Annotated in this window: 13 protein-coding genes; all 13 read right to left on the reverse strand. The window is 33.2% G+C overall.

Annotated features, from left to right (window positions below; genetic code table 11):
- Window positions 1-33: 33 nt before the first annotated feature.
- On the reverse strand, window positions 34-1,530 hold the full coding sequence (gene hemZ, locus ACKF5P_RS08725; protein ID WP_408954820.1) for a coproporphyrinogen dehydrogenase HemZ: 1,497 nt from the start codon (window positions 1,528-1,530) through the stop codon (window positions 34-36).
- A gap of 14 nt (window positions 1,531-1,544) precedes the next feature.
- A complete protein-coding gene (locus tag ACKF5P_RS08730) occupies window positions 1,545-2,168 on the reverse strand; it encodes an MBL fold metallo-hydrolase (protein ID WP_408954821.1) in 624 nt (207 codons plus the stop codon).
- Window positions 2,169-2,335: 167 nt separating this feature from the next.
- Window positions 2,336-4,492 (reverse strand): RelA/SpoT family protein, encoded by a 2,157-nt coding sequence (locus ACKF5P_RS08735; RefSeq protein ID WP_408954822.1) that lies wholly within the window; start codon window positions 4,490-4,492, stop codon window positions 2,336-2,338.
- A 31-nt stretch (window positions 4,493-4,523) separates the two neighbouring features.
- On the reverse strand, window positions 4,524-5,036 hold the full coding sequence (locus tag ACKF5P_RS08740) for an adenine phosphoribosyltransferase (RefSeq protein WP_408954823.1): 513 nt from the start codon (window positions 5,034-5,036) through the stop codon (window positions 4,524-4,526).
- Between the two features lie 46 nt (window positions 5,037-5,082).
- Complete coding sequence (recJ, locus tag ACKF5P_RS08745) at window positions 5,083-8,616, reverse strand: single-stranded-DNA-specific exonuclease RecJ (protein WP_408954824.1); 3,534 nt, start codon at window positions 8,614-8,616, stop codon at window positions 5,083-5,085.
- 91 nt (window positions 8,617-8,707) lie between these two features.
- Window positions 8,708-10,378: an ABC1 kinase family protein gene (locus tag ACKF5P_RS08750; RefSeq protein ID WP_408954825.1), complete on the reverse strand. Its 1,671-nt coding sequence runs from the start codon at window positions 10,376-10,378 to the stop codon at window positions 8,708-8,710.
- A 77-nt stretch (window positions 10,379-10,455) separates the two neighbouring features.
- A complete protein-coding gene (locus ACKF5P_RS08755; protein ID WP_408954826.1) occupies window positions 10,456-10,818 on the reverse strand; it encodes a phasin family protein in 363 nt (120 codons plus the stop codon).
- 143 nt (window positions 10,819-10,961) lie between these two features.
- Window positions 10,962-11,813 carry a protein translocase subunit SecF gene (secF, locus tag ACKF5P_RS08760; RefSeq protein WP_408956647.1) on the reverse strand — a complete coding sequence of 284 codons (852 nt, stop codon included), beginning with the start codon at window positions 11,811-11,813 and terminating at the stop codon, window positions 10,962-10,964.
- 14 nt (window positions 11,814-11,827) lie between these two features.
- Window positions 11,828-13,039, reverse strand: coding sequence for a protein translocase subunit SecD (gene secD / locus ACKF5P_RS08765; RefSeq protein ID WP_408954827.1), 1,212 nt, complete (start codon window positions 13,037-13,039; stop codon window positions 11,828-11,830).
- A 99-nt stretch (window positions 13,040-13,138) separates the two neighbouring features.
- Window positions 13,139-13,804 (reverse strand): HD domain-containing protein, encoded by a 666-nt coding sequence (locus tag ACKF5P_RS08770; RefSeq protein WP_408954828.1) that lies wholly within the window; start codon window positions 13,802-13,804, stop codon window positions 13,139-13,141.
- Window positions 13,805-13,892: 88 nt separating this feature from the next.
- Window positions 13,893-14,444 carry a signal peptidase I gene (gene lepB / locus ACKF5P_RS08775; RefSeq protein ID WP_408954829.1) on the reverse strand — a complete coding sequence of 184 codons (552 nt, stop codon included), beginning with the start codon at window positions 14,442-14,444 and terminating at the stop codon, window positions 13,893-13,895.
- Between the two features lie 17 nt (window positions 14,445-14,461).
- A complete protein-coding gene (yajC, locus tag ACKF5P_RS08780) occupies window positions 14,462-14,743 on the reverse strand; it encodes a preprotein translocase subunit YajC (protein WP_408954830.1) in 282 nt (93 codons plus the stop codon).
- A 71-nt stretch (window positions 14,744-14,814) separates the two neighbouring features.
- Window positions 14,815-15,939, reverse strand: coding sequence for a tRNA guanosine(34) transglycosylase Tgt (gene tgt, locus ACKF5P_RS08785; protein WP_408954831.1), 1,125 nt, complete (start codon window positions 15,937-15,939; stop codon window positions 14,815-14,817).
- Window positions 15,940-16,003 lie beyond the last annotated feature (64 nt).

A 16,003-nucleotide genomic window follows, 5' to 3' on the forward strand; every position in this document is an offset into this window, starting at 1 on the left:
TTAACAACTCAAAAACTCAACTACTATTGTAACCTATCTAATTAAGCTTGTCAATTTGCTTATCTTTTCAATCGTCCTCTCCTCAACCTCTTCAATATATTGAAAGGGAGATTTAGGGTTAAACAATCTTTTTAACGACCAATCCCAAGGGTCTAGTAGTTTAGTTACTGCTCCGCCCCCTAATCCAATTATTGTTTGACGCTCTTCCATCATCAAGATATTATAGATTGATTCTTTGCCTTCTTTTGCAAACCCTATGTTTTCTAAATTAGCTAAAGTATTCTTCTGGCGATACATATAATAAGGTTTTAACCCCAGTTGATCAGCAGCTTCTTTAGTTAATGACAACATCTGCTCAACTTCCTTATTTGCTGGCAATTTAGATTCCTCTAAATTCCTCTTTATTTGAGAAGCCCTTTTTATAGCCAGCGTATGGACAGTTAAGTTATCCGGTTGTAACCTTTTAATCTGTTGTAAAGTTTCAGTTAAATCAGCCTTTTTTTCTCCTGGTAAACCAACTATTAAATCCATATTTATATTCTCAAAACCAAGCTGACGAGCTATCTTAAATACCTCTTTCACCCTCTTAACTGTATGTTGACGACCAATTCTATCTAGAGTAGTCTGATTCATCGTTTGAGGATTGATACTAATTCGAGTAGGAGCAAATTTATTTAGTAATTTCAATTTAGTTTGGTTGATTGTATCTACTCTACCTGCTTCCACAGTAAATTCTCGTAACTTATCAGTAACAAACTCCTCTGTCAACTTATTTAAAACATTACCTAATTGCTCAGCAGTTAAAACAGTAGGAGTACCTCCACCAATATAGATTGTATCAACTATTAATCCTAATTCTTTAATCTGTTGACCGACACACTCTAATTCATAATTTAAAGCAGCTAAAAAGTTATTAAGGCAATCTTTATGTTCTTTAACAGGATAAGACGCAAAAGAACAGTAATTACACTTACTTGGACAAAAAGGAATTCCTAAATAAATACTAATTCTTTTTTTAGTTTCTTGAGCTGAAAGTAAATAATTCCTTTCTGTGTTGATAACCTGAAGTAATAATGCTATCTTTTCTTGAGCAACACCATAAATATCTTTAAATTTCTTCTCAATCTCTTGATAACTAAAGCCCTTCTTTAATAGATAATGTCCAAGTTTAGTCGGACGAACACCAATCAAGATACCCCAAGGGCTTAAAGAATGACCAAAATAATTACTTAATACTCTAAAGATACTCAACTTAATTCTATGTTTTATTCTTCTTGCAAAATCTTGCTGTTCATAAATACTCTCTAAAATTTCTTGATCGATTATCTCCTCTTCACATCTCTTTTCTCCTATTAAATTAGCTTTAACAGTAATTCCGTGACTGAGCTCTAACTCAACAGTTATTACTAAATCAACTTCTACCGATGATAACTCACTTAAATTATAGATATCCAAATCAGGAAGTAAAATATTCAACATACTTTTAACTGAATTATAATATTTATCTTCTAAGTCTAATCCTAGTTTCAATTTTAAAACCCTTCCTAAATATAAGAATTTTTCACTTTAGCCTCTTCTAAAGTTGAGCTTGGCCCATGACCAGGATATAATTTTAAATTGTCTTCTACTGCTAAAATTTTAGTCAGTGAATTTTTCAAAGCTTGATGAGAACTTCGGGGCAGATCAACTCTACCAACCCCCATTGCAAATAAAGTATCTCCACTAAATAGAATATCCTCTAATCTCAAACACATACTGCCAGGCGTATGCCCAGGTGTATGAATCACTTTAAAAATTAAATTTCCAACCTTAATCTGTTCGCCTTCCCTTAGTAAGCGATCTGCTGGAGGGCTTTCTAGTTCTTTACCTAGCTGTCCAATAAAGCAGGAAAGATTCAACTCTGGATCCCGTAAAAATTCAGCATCATCTTGATGAATTAATAATTCAGCACCAGTAGCTTCAATAATATCCAAATTAGCCCCAATATGATCACTATGTCCATGGGTATTAATCACATACCTAACCTGCAGTTCATTATTATTTACAACTTCTAAGATCTTATTAGCTTCAGCTCCAGGATCAATCACTACTGCTTCTTTAGTTCCCTCATCTGCAACAATATAACAGTTAACATCTAAACTACTAACAGATAATCTTTTTATAAACATCTGCTACCCTCCTCACTAATTTTAAGAATCTTGTTAATATCTAATAGCATTGCCATTCAACTTTGCTAGTTAAATCAAACTGTATTTCTCTCTTCTGTTACCTCCACCTTAACTTTTATATTCCCACTACTTACCCGTTGAACAACTACTTTCATTTCACCATCTTCCTAAGCCGGATTAGCTCGTTGAACACTAAGAACTCCCTCTATCTCTTCTAACTTACTGATTATATCTTTCATATGCTCTAAACTACTTATTTGCAAAGATAACTTAACGTAAGCTAACCTATCTCTCGTTGTCCTTGCATTAGCTGAAGTAATATTAATTTTAGCTTCTGAAATTACTGCTGTTAATTCATTCAGTAATGAGTGTTCATTTAAAGCTTTAACTTCAATCTCTACCTCATAAGAAGTTTCTTGATCTACATGCCACTCTACATCAATAATTCTTTCTGGCTCTTGATTATTTAAATTTTTTAAATTTGAACAATCAGAACGATGAACAGAAATACCTCTCCCTCGAGTGATATATCCAGAAATCAGATCACCAGGAACTGGATTGCAGCATTTAGAAATCCTCACTAATAAGTCAGCCATCCCTTTGACCTTAACCCCTTTATTTCTAGCACGAGTGTTAGTAACTCTTCTTTTTTTAAGCTCTTTTAATTCACTTTCAGGAGAAGCGGTCTTGTTTTGAGGTTTTAACTTTTTTACTATGTCCAAGACTGAAACCTTATTATATCCAATCTTAGCATATAAACTCTCAATTGTAGTAGCCCCTATCTTTTCTGCTATCTCTTTTAATTTTTTAGTTTTTTCTACTTCTTTAAGCTTAACATCTTCTTTATTCAATCTTGCTTCTAGCATCTCCTTACCTTTAGCTGCAATCTCTTCTTTTCTTTGATTTCTAAACCAACGTTTGATTTTGCTTTTGCCTCGTGAAGTTTTAACAAACTTAAGCCAGTCACGGCTTGGACCACTATTTGCAGAAGTTATAACTTCAACTATATCACCATTTTTTAATTTATACTCTAAAGGGATCATCTTTCCATTAACTTTTGCTCCTACACAATTATGTCCAATTTCTGTATGTATATTATAAGCAAAATCTACTGGACTGGCCCCTTTAGGCAAGGAGACAACATCCCCTTTAGGAGTAAAAACAAAGACTTCATCCTCAAATAAATCAATTTTCAAAGTTTCCATAAATTCTTTAGCATCATGTAAATCTTTCTGCCATTCCAACAGTTGACGTAACCAAGATATCTTCTTTTCAAAATCCTGATCTTTTTGATTTCCTGCTTTATAACGCCAATGTGCAGCAATTCCGTATTCAGCAGTTCGGTGCATTTCCCAGGTTCTAATCTGAATTTCTAATGGTTCACCCTTAGGGCCAATCACTGTTGTATGCAATGACTGATACATATTTGATTTAGGCATTGCTACATAATCTTTAATTCGCCCTGGCATTGGATTCCATAAATCATGAATCAATCCTAAAGCCTGATAACATTCTTTAACTGAATTAACAATCACCCTTAGAGCTGTTAAATCATATATTTCCTTAAATTCTTTATCTTGTTTAACCATCTTTTGATAGATGCTATATAAATGCTTCGGTCTGCCATATATCTTAGCTTTAATTCCTACCTCAAGCAATTTGTCATCTACTTGACTAATAGCATCTTCTATATAGCCTTCTCTCTCTTCTCTATCTTTTGCTATCTTATTGACCAGTTCATAATATTTTTTAGGCTCTAAATGCCTAAAACTTAAATCTTCTAATTCCCATTTCAAACGTGACATCCCTAATCTATGGGCCAAAGGAGCATAAATCTCAAGGGTTTCAGTTGCTTTAATCTTCTGTTTTTCTTTTGATAAATATTGTAAAGTACGCATATTATGCAATCTATCAGCCAACTTTATTAAAATCACCCTAATATCTTTAGCCATTGCTAAAAACATCTTCCGTAAACTCTCAGCTTGATGCTCTTCTCGTGATTTAAAATCAATTTTACTAAGCTTAGTTACTCCACTAACAAGCAAGGTAACTTCTGCACCAAATTCCTCTTCTAACTCTCCTTCAGTTACCTCTGTATCTTCTACTACATCATGTAATAAAGCCCCTACTATTGAAATCACATCTAGCTCTAATTCAGCCATTATTTGGGATACATTCAGAGGGTGACTAACAAAGGGTTCTCCTGAAACTCGGTACTGTCCTTGATGACAATCTTTAGCATAGTAATAAGCTTGTTTTATTAAATCTAAATTAGGGTTGTCAGTATATGATTCTATCTCCGTTAATAGTTTTTGTAGAGACATCTTATATGCTCCTCCATATTTATAAAGTTGCTTAATCAATAATCAATGAAAAGACTTCATAATCTTTTAACCTTTCTCTACCATCCAAATTTGCTAATTCCATTAAGAAAGCAACTTCTACGACTTCTCCGCCTAACTCTTCTATCAAATCCAATGTAGCTTTGACAGTTCCTCCAGTTGCTAATAGATCATCTACAACCAAAATCTTATCACCATCTTCAATAGCATCCTTATGTAATTCTAAAGTGTTACTACCATATTCTAAATCATACTCTGTCTTAATAATATCCCCAGGCAATTTTCCTTGCTTTCTAACAGGAATAAATCCTTTATTTAACTCCAAAGCTAAAGGAGATCCAACTAGAAAGCCACGTGCTTCAATCCCTACGACATAATCTATCTCTACCTCTTGATAGCGTTGAGCTATTTGATTAATTGCTTCCTGGTATGATTCTGGATCTTTTAATAAAGTAGTGATGTCCTTAAATTGAATCCCTTCTTTTGGAAAGTCTGGAATAGTTCTGATTTTATCTGCTAAATTCAAATTTCTTCTCCCCTTTCAATTAAATATCCTTTTTAAAATATAAGACCTAGTTAATTAAATTTAGTAATTTTTCTGTTCGCTTTGTAAGAAAGTTTTCTTTGAAATTTCTAAACCTTTTTTTCTCATTAACACCTTCATTATAACGCATTGAACTAGTTAAGTCTAGTTTAGCCTTCGGTCGAGGATATAATTTAATCCTCAATTTAGAGGGCTCTTGTTTAAGAATGCTTAACAACTCCAATTCTCTAAATATATCTAATCCAGCCAAAATAGTATCAACTGTAATACTTTCTTCTATCCTTTGCAACAACAATTTAACTAACTCTTGTTCACTTATAACAATTACTCCTTGATCATCACTTTCTTTAACCAGAAGTATATATAATTGGGCCAACACTTCTCGACCAGGGTTTATTTGGTCTAAAAGCATTTGATTAACTTCTAAATCCTGTTCTTGGTACAACAAGTGAACTACAAGCTCACCTTCAGTATTTCTAGCTCGCTCAATATAGGAATTAAATTCAAACTGATTAAGGGGTGGTTGAGCAAAAACAATATGATCAACCCCTCTAATATCTCCTGTTGAATCTACCAATTCAGTAGTAACAACCACTTCTATCTCTCCACCTTGAAACTTCTTTTTGATTCTATTTTTTTCTAACTCAGTCAAGGTAGAATTCCAATAAATAATTTTAGTAGCAAGGTGTGGGTTGTTGGCCCTTAATTTAATAGCTAAATCTATACTCGCTTGTTTATTATTAAGATAAATCATCTTTTTTCCAGCTTTATTAATAACTTTATTAGTGTAACCTACTTTATCAGAATAATTCCTCTTATCTAACAATTGAAACTTAGTAGACTCAGAGTCAATAACCTCTATTTGAGCAATCTCTAACTCATTAATTATCTTCTCTTTCAAATCAGTTTTCAACCTAGTCATCATCGCTAAAACTGATGGATTATTAAATAACTTCTTTAATTTCAAAACTGTTTGTTGTAATTGCTGAAACTGATTTGAATATAAATCAAGTTCAAAATTATAATCTATTGCTAACAAGCCAACCCCATTTTTAATTTTCCTTAAATCCTCTAGATAAGATTCAACAAATTCAGGAGTAACTAATAAAAGATCAAGTTGGCCCGTATTTAATCTAAGTTTTAACACTTCTCTTTCAACTGAATTTAAACAAGATCCTTTAAAGACTTCAATTCCCAAAGGAGATAATTTATGATTTAAAAATTGATACCGCTGCTCAACCAATCTTTGAAATGGAATTACCACAATCACGATTTTCTCAAATTTAATAGCTTGGCTCACAACAACTTCTGTTAAAGTAGTCAACCTCACCTGCCCTGCTGGGCAAACTGCTAAGGTGCTTTCTTCATTAATCAAGTTATCATAAATCTTTTCCTGTTGAGAGTCAACAAAGTCAGTTAAACTTCTTCTCACTTCAGCTAAAGTGTGCTGTTCGCTCTTTAATTTGGCCCTATTTTTCTGATAATTATCTTCTGTTTGATAAATAAAGACTTTTAACTGCAATCCATTATTATTATCTATTATTTGGGATACAACAACATTGTAGTCAACTCCAATAACAAGAGAAGGAATCAACTGCTCACTGACTAACTCACTCAAATAGCCAATTATCTCCTCTTCAGGAGTCAATACTTTGACCAGTGAATCATCTGTTTCAAAAGTTAATAATAATCTATCCCCACTCGATAAATCTTTTATTTTCTGAGCTGAAATTTCAGATGATGGTTCAAGAAATTCAGTATAAAAATTTTCTGTTCTAGCTGTTTGAACAGCATCTGCTCTTCTTCCTTTAACAAACATTTCAGTTACAAAATCAGATTGCGGAATTTTAAAATCTTTAACCTTTAGCTGTAATGATCTATTTCCTTGCCACTGATTAATCTCCACATTAAATAATAATTCAAAGCCTTCTTGCTGTTCTATTAAATCCATTTCTAACTCTGCTTGATTAAAAGCAATCGCATCAATTACCTCCCCTTCTGAACTTACAGTTAACTTAAGATGTTTACTAGACTTTCCTACCACTCTAAAACTTTCTACCGTAACATCTTTACTTGCTAATACAGGACGAGGATTGCACAATCCAAAGGGGGCCAACTGCTCTAATTTATTGACCAAAGAAAAGTCAAGCTGCTCAAACCCTACTTCAACATCAACCTTTGATACAGGAATTAAATCACTAGCTTCTAAGTTTTCTTGGATATAATCATTTAAATTAGCTCGCAACTTCTTAATATTCTCTTCACTAATTGTTAATCCAGCTGCTTGTTTATGCCCTCCAAACCGTTCTAGTAAGTGTTGATTAACCAATAAAGCTTCATAAATATCAAATCCTTTAATGCTTCGCCCCGACCCTTGCCACTTTCCAGTACTATCTTGAGAAATCAAAATGGTAGGACGATGATATTTTTCACAAATATCAGAAGCTACATTCCCTGCAATTCCAGGATGCCAATCAGCTGAAGCAAGAACAAGAAACCACTCTTTTTTCAAATTTAATTGTTCAATAACTACTTCAGCTTCTTTAAACATCTGTTGGCTTATCTGTTGGCGTTGCTCATTTAATCGATTTAATTCCTTAGCTAAATTTTGAGCTTCTAACTCCTCTTGAGCTAATAACAACTCAACTGCTAAAGTTGGACTTCCTATCCTACCTGCTGCATTAATCTTAGGGGCCAAATTATATCCTACTCTCCCCGTATTAATCTCTTTATCAGTCAGCTTAGAGACTTCAACTAAAGCAGCTAAACCGAGTTTAGCTGTGCTTTGAATCTCATTTAAACCATGTTTCACTAAAATTCTATTTTCTTCTACTAAGGGAACAATATCAGCTACTGTTCCTAAAGCTACTAAATCTAAATATTCTTCACACAATACCTCCAAGTCATCATTTTTTCCTAGCTCCACTTCTAAAGCAGAGACTAATTTGAATACTACTCCTACCCCTGCTAATTCTGAAAAAGGATAAGAGGAATCATCTCGCTTAGGATTAATAGTCGCTACAGCATCAGGAAGCTGTTTAGAAACCTGATGATGATCGGTAATAATCAGATCTAAACCCAGTTGATTAGCATATCTTATCTGTTGATGAGCTTTAATTCCACAATCAACAGTAATAATTAAATCTACACCATTATCTGCCAGTAATTCTACAGCAGCCAAATTTAACCCATATCCCTCTTCCAGTCGATTAGGAATATAATAATCAACTTCAGCTCCTAATTTTTTTAAATAGTCTACTAATAATGAAGTTGCTGTAATGCCATCAACATCATAATCTCCATAGATAACTATATGCTCATTATTCTTTACAGCAATTTTAATCCTATCAACTGCTTGCTTTATATCTGGTAGTAAGAAAGGATCATTTAAATTTTCTAAATCAAAATCTAAAAACTCCTCTACTTGCTGAGGAGTTTTTAAACCTCTATTAACCAATGTTTTTGCTACAACTGGCTCCAATTCTAATTCCTTGATTAATCTATCAATAATCTCTTGATCACAATCTTTTATTTTCCATTTCGCTCCCTGTTTACTTAACATCTTAATCCCCCATTAATCCTATTAAAAAATAAATAACCTTGATATAAATTCTAGAATCAAGACAAATTTCCTGCTTAAACTACAATTTAATCTAAAACCTACCTGAACGAATAATAGAGATCACTAACCAAATCCCCAATAAAGCTGCTATTAAATAACCCGATACCCCTATAATTGGATATCCTAAGAAAGTAGCTCCCCGATCAGATAACATAATCAAAGAAGAACCAACGATCAAAGCTGAAATAATCATTGAAACCGACAATCTATTAGTTACTATATCAAGCTTAGATATAAGCCTTTTGATTCCGATATGATGTAATGTCATTTCTAGATTATCTTTTTCGACCAACTTAAGAATATTATGTAACTCTTCAGGCAATTTCATTACACTAATTATTAAATCTTCAATTTCACTAAAGCTCTCCTTGATTAAATGCTTAGGCCGTAATCTTTTTTTGATTATTTTATAAATAAATGGTCTAGCAACTTCTAAAATATCAAATTCTGGATCTATTTCTGTAACAACTCTTTCAACTGTCATTAAAGACTTGCCTAATAATATAAACTCTATTGGTAATTTTATTTTATATTTAAAAGCTAGTTCTAAAATCTGATTTAAGATAGGGGCCAATTCAATCTCTTTTAAAGACAAACCATAATAGCTATCCACCAATTTATAAAAATCCCGTTTTAAAGATTTAACATCTATCTCTTGAGTTATCATTCCTAACTCTAATAACTCTTCAACCGCTTGTTCCATATTTTTTTTGATTAAAGCTATAAATAAACTTGCAACTTTTTCCCTATCTTCTTGGTTCATTTGACCTACCAAACCAAAATCAATTAAAGCTAATTTATAATCTGAAGTAATTAAAATATTTCCAGGATGAGGATCACCATGAAAGAAACCATCAATTAGTATCTGTTTAAGAAAAGACCTACTAATTAGTTTAGCCAAATAACCTTTTTTCGATTCTTCAGTTAGATTATTTATTTTAATTCCATCTATAAATTCCATAGTTAGCATTCTTCTAGTCGTTAAATCCCAAAATATTTCAGCAATTTTTACATCAGACTCTTGAGCAAAATTATTACTAAATTTAGTAGCATTTTTAGCTTCAGTCCGATAGTCTAACTCCTGTTTAATATATTTTGAAAAGTTATCTACTATTTCAACCGGATCAATCAATCCTTCAGTAAAGACCCTACTCTTTAATAGTCTAGCTAAATTAGACATGATTTCTAAATCAGTTTCAATTTTACTTTCAATATTTACTCTTTGAACCTTGATCACTACCCTCTGTCCATCTTTTAAGATAGCTTTATGAACTTGTCCAATTGAAGCACTGGCTAAAGGAAGCGGAGAGATCTCTTTAAAATACTCTTCATAAGTATCATCTAGCTCCTCTTCTATCTGCTTTAAAACTTTATCAAACTCCATAGGGGGTACTTGATCTTGTAATTTCTCTAGTTCTTCAATATAACGTTTCGGAACCAAATCAGGTCTAGTACTCAGTAATTGGCCAAGTTTAACAAAAGTTGGCCCTAACTCTTCAAGTACATTTCTAATTCTAATAGCTTTAGAATCTTGGTTAGAAGCAGAAGAATCAAGCTTTTTAATTCTTTTGCTCAAAGGAACAAATTGATATAAATCCATCACTTCTATCAAGTAACCAAAACCATGTTTGATTAGTACCTCTACGATTCCTCTATAACGCTTAATATGCCTGTAGCGCTTACTAATTCTTCGAAAAAACATAGCTCCACCATCCCGCTTTATAATCAATTAAATTAATAAAAAGGGCTAGATATAATCATCTAACCCCATAGATGAATTTAGTTATCATCTATTGCTTCTATGCTTTTAGTTTCAGTAGAATTTGTTGCTTTAAACTCTTCTTCTAAAGATTGAATATGTAGCTCTAATTGCTCAACCTTTCTTCTTAATCTTTCTAATTCCCTTTTTTTAGCAAAACCTGACTTAGCTAACTTCTTTTCTACTTCCAATGAAATCTTTTCCCGCATTTCTTTCTTTTGTTGTTGAGCTTTATCAATCATTTCATCTACTAATTGCTCTGCTTCTTCACGATTGACAGCACCTTCCTCAATAAGTTCTTGAACCATATCCTCTAATTTTTCCTTTGTAAATAATAAAGCACCCAACCCTGTGACCATTGTCTCTTTAAAGAGTTTTATCATCAACCCAACACCTCCAATATTTGTAATTTATTATATCATATCCCTTAAACTTTTCCAACTGCTAAAAAATATTATCCCCTACTTAATAAATTTTTAATATGCCAATAATAAAACCTCAGTCTTAATTAAGACTGAGGTTTTATTTAAGCTTTAGCGTCATTTCTTTTGGTCCACTCTACTAAGACTGGACTAGCTATAAAAATAGATGAATAAGTTCCTGCTAACATACCGACTAGTAAAGCAATCATGAAGTTCTGAATAGTTGTTCCACCTAAGAATAAGATTGCTAAAATAGGCAATAAAGTTGTTATAGATGTATTGATTGAACGTGGTAAAGTCTCTACAACAGCTGTATTAGCAGACTCTTCAAATGTCTCTCTTTTACTAGCAAAATTCAATTTCTCTCGAATTCGATCAAAGATTACAATCGTATCATTGATCGAATAACCGATTATTGTTAATAAAGCGGCTATTAATGGCTGATTAACTTGACGCCCTAAGATTGAAAAGAGCCCAACTACAATCAAGATATCATGTAACAAAGCTATAATAGCTGCCATAGCAAATTTAAATTCAAAACGAACACTAATATAAATCACAATAGCAATTGATGCTACTAATAAAGCCAATAAAGCACCCCTACTTAATTCCTCTCCAATTGTAGGGCCAACAACATCTGTTCTTAACATAGTTGCAGTTGGAAACTCTTCTTGAATCCTATTTTGTAAACTAGTTAATTCTTCATGTGCTAGTTCATCCGTTCTGATTAAAATACCATTATCTTCAACCTGCTGAACAACACTTCTCTCTTCTAAATCAAACTCAGCTAAAATCTCATTAATCTCTTGAGTCTCTACTCTATCTTCAAATCCAAATTCTATAATTGTACCACCAGCAAAATCTATCCCTAAATTCAGTCCTTGCGTTAATAATGAAACAATCCCGATTATAATTAAAACTGCTGAAATTGACATCCATATCTTTCTCTTTCCCATAATATCCACATTAGTTACCTCCTTGACAGAGCAAAAATCTTCTCATTATCTACTAATTTTGTATCTATAACTAAATCCATAATCAATTTAGCCACAATAATTGCCGTAAACATACTAGCAATAATTCCAATACTTAAAGTAATCGCAAAACCTCGAATAATACCTGTTCCAAAGTAAGCCAAAATAGCTGCTGTAATCAAAGTAGTGATATTAGAGTCTAATATTGTCTTAAATGCCCTTTTAAATCCAGTATTGACTGCTGTCTTTAATCTCTTACCAGATCTATATTCATATTTAATCCTTTCAAAGATAATTACATTAGCATCTACTGCCATTCCAATAGATAATAATAAACCACCAATTCCAGGCAAGGTTAAAGTAGCATTCAATCCAGCTAAAATACCCATTACAATAACACTATAAATCACCAAACTGATCGCTGCCACTAAACCTGGTAATTTATAACTAAAGATCATAAATAAAATTATTAAAGATAACCCAATTATTGCTGCTCTAACACTCTGATCAATTGCAGTAGCTCCTAAAGTTGGCCCTACCGTTCTATTTTCAATGATCTCAATTGGAACAGGTAAGGCTCCTGCTCTTAGTTGCAAAGCTCGCTGTTGTGCTTCCTCAATAGAATCAAAGCCAGTAATTTGACCTTCTCCTCCAGGAATTTCTTCATTAACTACTGGATTGGTCAATTTTTCATCATCAAGATAAATCCCTATTCTACGCCCAATATTCTGCCTTGTAATTTCAGCAAATCTACGCCCACCTTCTCTTGTCATTTCAAAAGAGATAATTGGACGATTAAATTGTGCTTCATGACCAGCTCTAGCATCACTTAAATACTCACCAGTCAGTAAGACTTCCCCGTCTTCATTCCTAAACTCAAGCTGAGCTGTTTGACCAATAGTCTCAATTGCTTGATTAGGATCTTCTACTCCAGGTAAAGCAACGATAATCCTACGGTCACCTTCACGCTGAACCACTGGCTCATCTAATCCTAACTCATCTACTCTTCTTCGAATAACAACCATTGCTCGTTCCATTGTATCAGCATCTACTTCCTCTAACTCTGCCTCTAAAGTAACTTGTGTACCCCCTTGTAAATCTAAGCCTAAATTAATACTTTCATTTAAAGGATACAGAAAATATGCTGATAATACTAAAATTATTAGCACACTTGCTAATCTTAACATCCTTTTTTGCTTCCAAGTCATAAGTTAAACCCCTCTCTTCCAATAACTCTAGCTTAAATTTATATTCTCTCTCGTTTCAATTATATCTTTTCTTAAATAGCTTGTCAATCAAATCAGTAATTATAGTAAGTTAACTTCATTGATGATCAACTTAAAATTACAGTCTAAAGCTTCAACAGCTTTACGGGTCATTAACATTCTGGTTAAAAAGATTTCAAAATATTCCATGACAATACTTACTTCGGTATCAATTTCTAACTCTAGTGAAATGACCTTATTCTTATGATCAACCTTAATAAAAGACTCCTTAGCAGCATAATTAACCCGATCATGAATATCAAAAGTTGCAACATCCTTATTACGCACCCTAGTATAATGAACATCAGATTTGTCAGCAATAATTAAGGCAGCCGCAACTGCATTAACAGGCTTTCCACACCCTTCATCATGATTGCCAATAGCTCCAATAATCAAACTAATTTCATCATAAGACATCTCTAAATCATCCAAAATTCTTTCAACCAGCAAAGCAGAAGAATGAGCATGTTTCTCCCTATTAATAACATTTCCAATATCATGGAGATAACCAGCAATCTGGGCCAACTCAACCATTCTTGATGAATAGTCAAGCTTTGATAGAATATCCCCAGCAATATTAGCGACCAATCCTGCATGCCTAAAACCATGCTCTGTAAATCCCATTTCCTTTAAATGCTGATCTGCCTGCTTAATATATGCTCTAACTTTTTTATCTTGTTTGATATCCATCACTGTAATTTTATCCATGGTTTTCCTCCCTATTCACTAGAGTTAATCCGGCATTGTCAAAAAAGCCACCTTGCTTTAAGGTAGCTTTTAACATTATCTAAGTAACCTATTGTTCAAGTTCAGGATAAGAATAATCTTCTAATAACCTAATTTGATTTAAGGGCCAATAAACCCAAAAAGCCTTTCCATCTATTGCATCATAAGGAATATAACCCACTAAAGACTCCATCCTACTATCTGAACTTTGATTTCTATTATCTCCTAATGTAAAGACATGCTGCTCAGGAACTTGATAAGGGCCATAGCTGCCCTTCATCTCTTCTGGAAGATAATCTTCAGTAACCTTTATTCCATTAATAATTAATTCTCCAGAATCAATCTTGATTTGATCACCTGGTAACCCAATAACCCTCTTTATATATCTATGATTGGGATTTTTTTTCGGTTCTAAGACAATTATTTCACCACGCTCAGGCTTTCTAAAATTATAAATGAATTTATTAACAAATAATCTCTCTCCACTATTTAATGTAGGATCCATCGAATGTCCTTGCACAACAAATGATTGAACTACAAAAGTTATAATGAAGAAGGCCAAAACTCCTGCAATTAATACTGATTCAATTAATTCTTTAACTCCTTCTTTTGTTACTAGCATAATGGCCTCCCAGTCTCTTAATTTTCTGTAATATCCGTGTTTTCATTATCCTTTCTACCAACTGCTCTTCTACTAATCCCAATCTCTACTTCAGGAGCAACTTCTAACTTCAATTCTTCTTCTTCAACAACAGTAATTACTCCCTTAATTCCTCCAATAGTAACAACTCGATCTCCTACTTCCAACTTTGATAACATTTCTTTGTGCTCCTGTTGCTTTTGCTTTTGCGGTCGAATAAACAAAAACCAAAATATAGCAAAAACAACTACTACTGGCATTAAATTAATCAAAAAATCCATCATCATTCCCCCTTATTTTTTTACATTTCTATTTTTATATTCATTATTTCCTTACTAAATCCTTTATTTAATCAATTCTTTTCCTGCTCAATACCATATTTTTGATAAAATTCTGCTCTATAATCTAAAAATTCATCATTTCTAATGCTCTCTCTTATATTATCCATTAAATTAGTCAAAAAATAAAGGTTATGATAAGTAGTTAATCTAATCCCTAACACTTCTTTCTGTTTAATTAAGTGCCTAATATAAGCTCTGGTATAATTTTGACAGACATAACAATCACATTCAGGATCCATTGGAGTAAACTGTCGCTTATAGGTTGCATTCCTAATTGTTATTCGTCCTTGACTAGTAAATACAGCTCCATTTCGTGCTACTCTAGTCGGAAAAACACAATCAAACATATCTACCCCCCGCATCACACCTTCAAACAGATCAAAAGGTGTCCCTACCCCCATTAAATAACGAGGTTTATCTTCAGGTAATAAATCAGGGGCATATTCTAAGACTTCTAACATCTCTTCTTTTGGCTCTCCTACACTCAACCCTCCAATAGCATAACCTGGCAGATCAAATTCTACTATCTGACGAGCACTCTCTTCTCTTAAATCTCGATACATCCCTCCTTGCATAATCCCAAATAAAGCTTGATCATCACGTCCATGCTGCTCAATACACCTTTCTAGCCATCGTGTCGTCATTTCTAAAGAACCTTTGACATATTCTCGATCAGCTTCATACGGTGGACATTCATCGAAGGCCATAATAATATCAGCCCCTAATGCTTCTTGAATCTCAATTGAGCGCTCAGGACTTATAAAATGTTCAGAGCCATCTAAATGTGATTTAAAGGTAACTCCTTCTTCAGTAATTTCATTCATATCACCCAAGCTAAAGACCTGAAACCCTCCACTATCTGTTAAAATAGGACGATCCCAGTTCATAAACTGGTGTAAGCCACCTGCTTCCTCAATTAGCTTATGACCAGGTCTTAAGTAAAGATGATAAGTATTCCCCAAAATAATTTGTGCATTAATCTCTTCTAATTCCTCTGGCGTCATCGTCTTAACAGTAGCTTTTGTTCCCACGGGCATAAAAACGGGTGTTTTAACATTGCCATGTGGAGTAGAAAACTCCCCCATCCTTGCTTTAGTATCATTACATGTCTTCTCTAATTTATATTCAAAAGTCATTAATTTAACTCCCTCCAGTAAGTTCAATTTATAATGTATAATTAAAGTTCAGATTAATAAACTG

The organism is Natroniella sp. ANB-PHB2 (assembly GCF_046097105.1).
In the GTDB taxonomy this organism is placed as follows: Bacteria; Bacillota; Halanaerobiia; order Halobacteroidales; family Halobacteroidaceae; genus Natroniella.

Excerpts from the sequence above, each read along its gene's own strand:
- ACKF5P_RS08730 (WP_408954821.1), bottom strand. The coding sequence starts at position 2,168 with ATGTTTATAAAAAGATTATCTGTTAGTAGTTTAGATGTTAACTGTTAT.
- recJ (WP_408954824.1), bottom strand. The coding sequence starts at position 8,616 with ATGTTAAGTAAACAGGGAGCGAAATGGAAAATAAAAGATTGTGATCAA.
- secF (WP_408956647.1), bottom strand. The coding sequence starts at position 11,813 with ATGGGAAAGAGAAAGATATGGATGTCAATTTCAGCAGTTTTAATTATA.
- ACKF5P_RS08770 (WP_408954828.1), bottom strand. The coding sequence starts at position 13,804 with ATGGATAAAATTACAGTGATGGATATCAAACAAGATAAAAAAGTTAGA.
- ACKF5P_RS08735 (WP_408954822.1), bottom strand. The coding sequence starts at position 4,492 with ATGTCTCTACAAAAACTATTAACGGAGATAGAATCATATACTGACAAC.
- yajC (WP_408954830.1), bottom strand. The coding sequence starts at position 14,743 with ATGGATTTTTTGATTAATTTAATGCCAGTAGTAGTTGTTTTTGCTATA.
- secD (WP_408954827.1), bottom strand. The coding sequence starts at position 13,039 with ATGACTTGGAAGCAAAAAAGGATGTTAAGATTAGCAAGTGTGCTAATA.
- ACKF5P_RS08750 (WP_408954825.1), bottom strand. The coding sequence starts at position 10,378 with ATGTTTTTTCGAAGAATTAGTAAGCGCTACAGGCATATTAAGCGTTAT.
- lepB (WP_408954829.1), bottom strand. The coding sequence starts at position 14,444 with ATGCTAGTAACAAAAGAAGGAGTTAAAGAATTAATTGAATCAGTATTA.
- ACKF5P_RS08755 (WP_408954826.1), bottom strand. The coding sequence starts at position 10,818 with ATGATAAAACTCTTTAAAGAGACAATGGTCACAGGGTTGGGTGCTTTA.
- tgt (WP_408954831.1), bottom strand. The coding sequence starts at position 15,939 with ATGACTTTTGAATATAAATTAGAGAAGACATGTAATGATACTAAAGCA.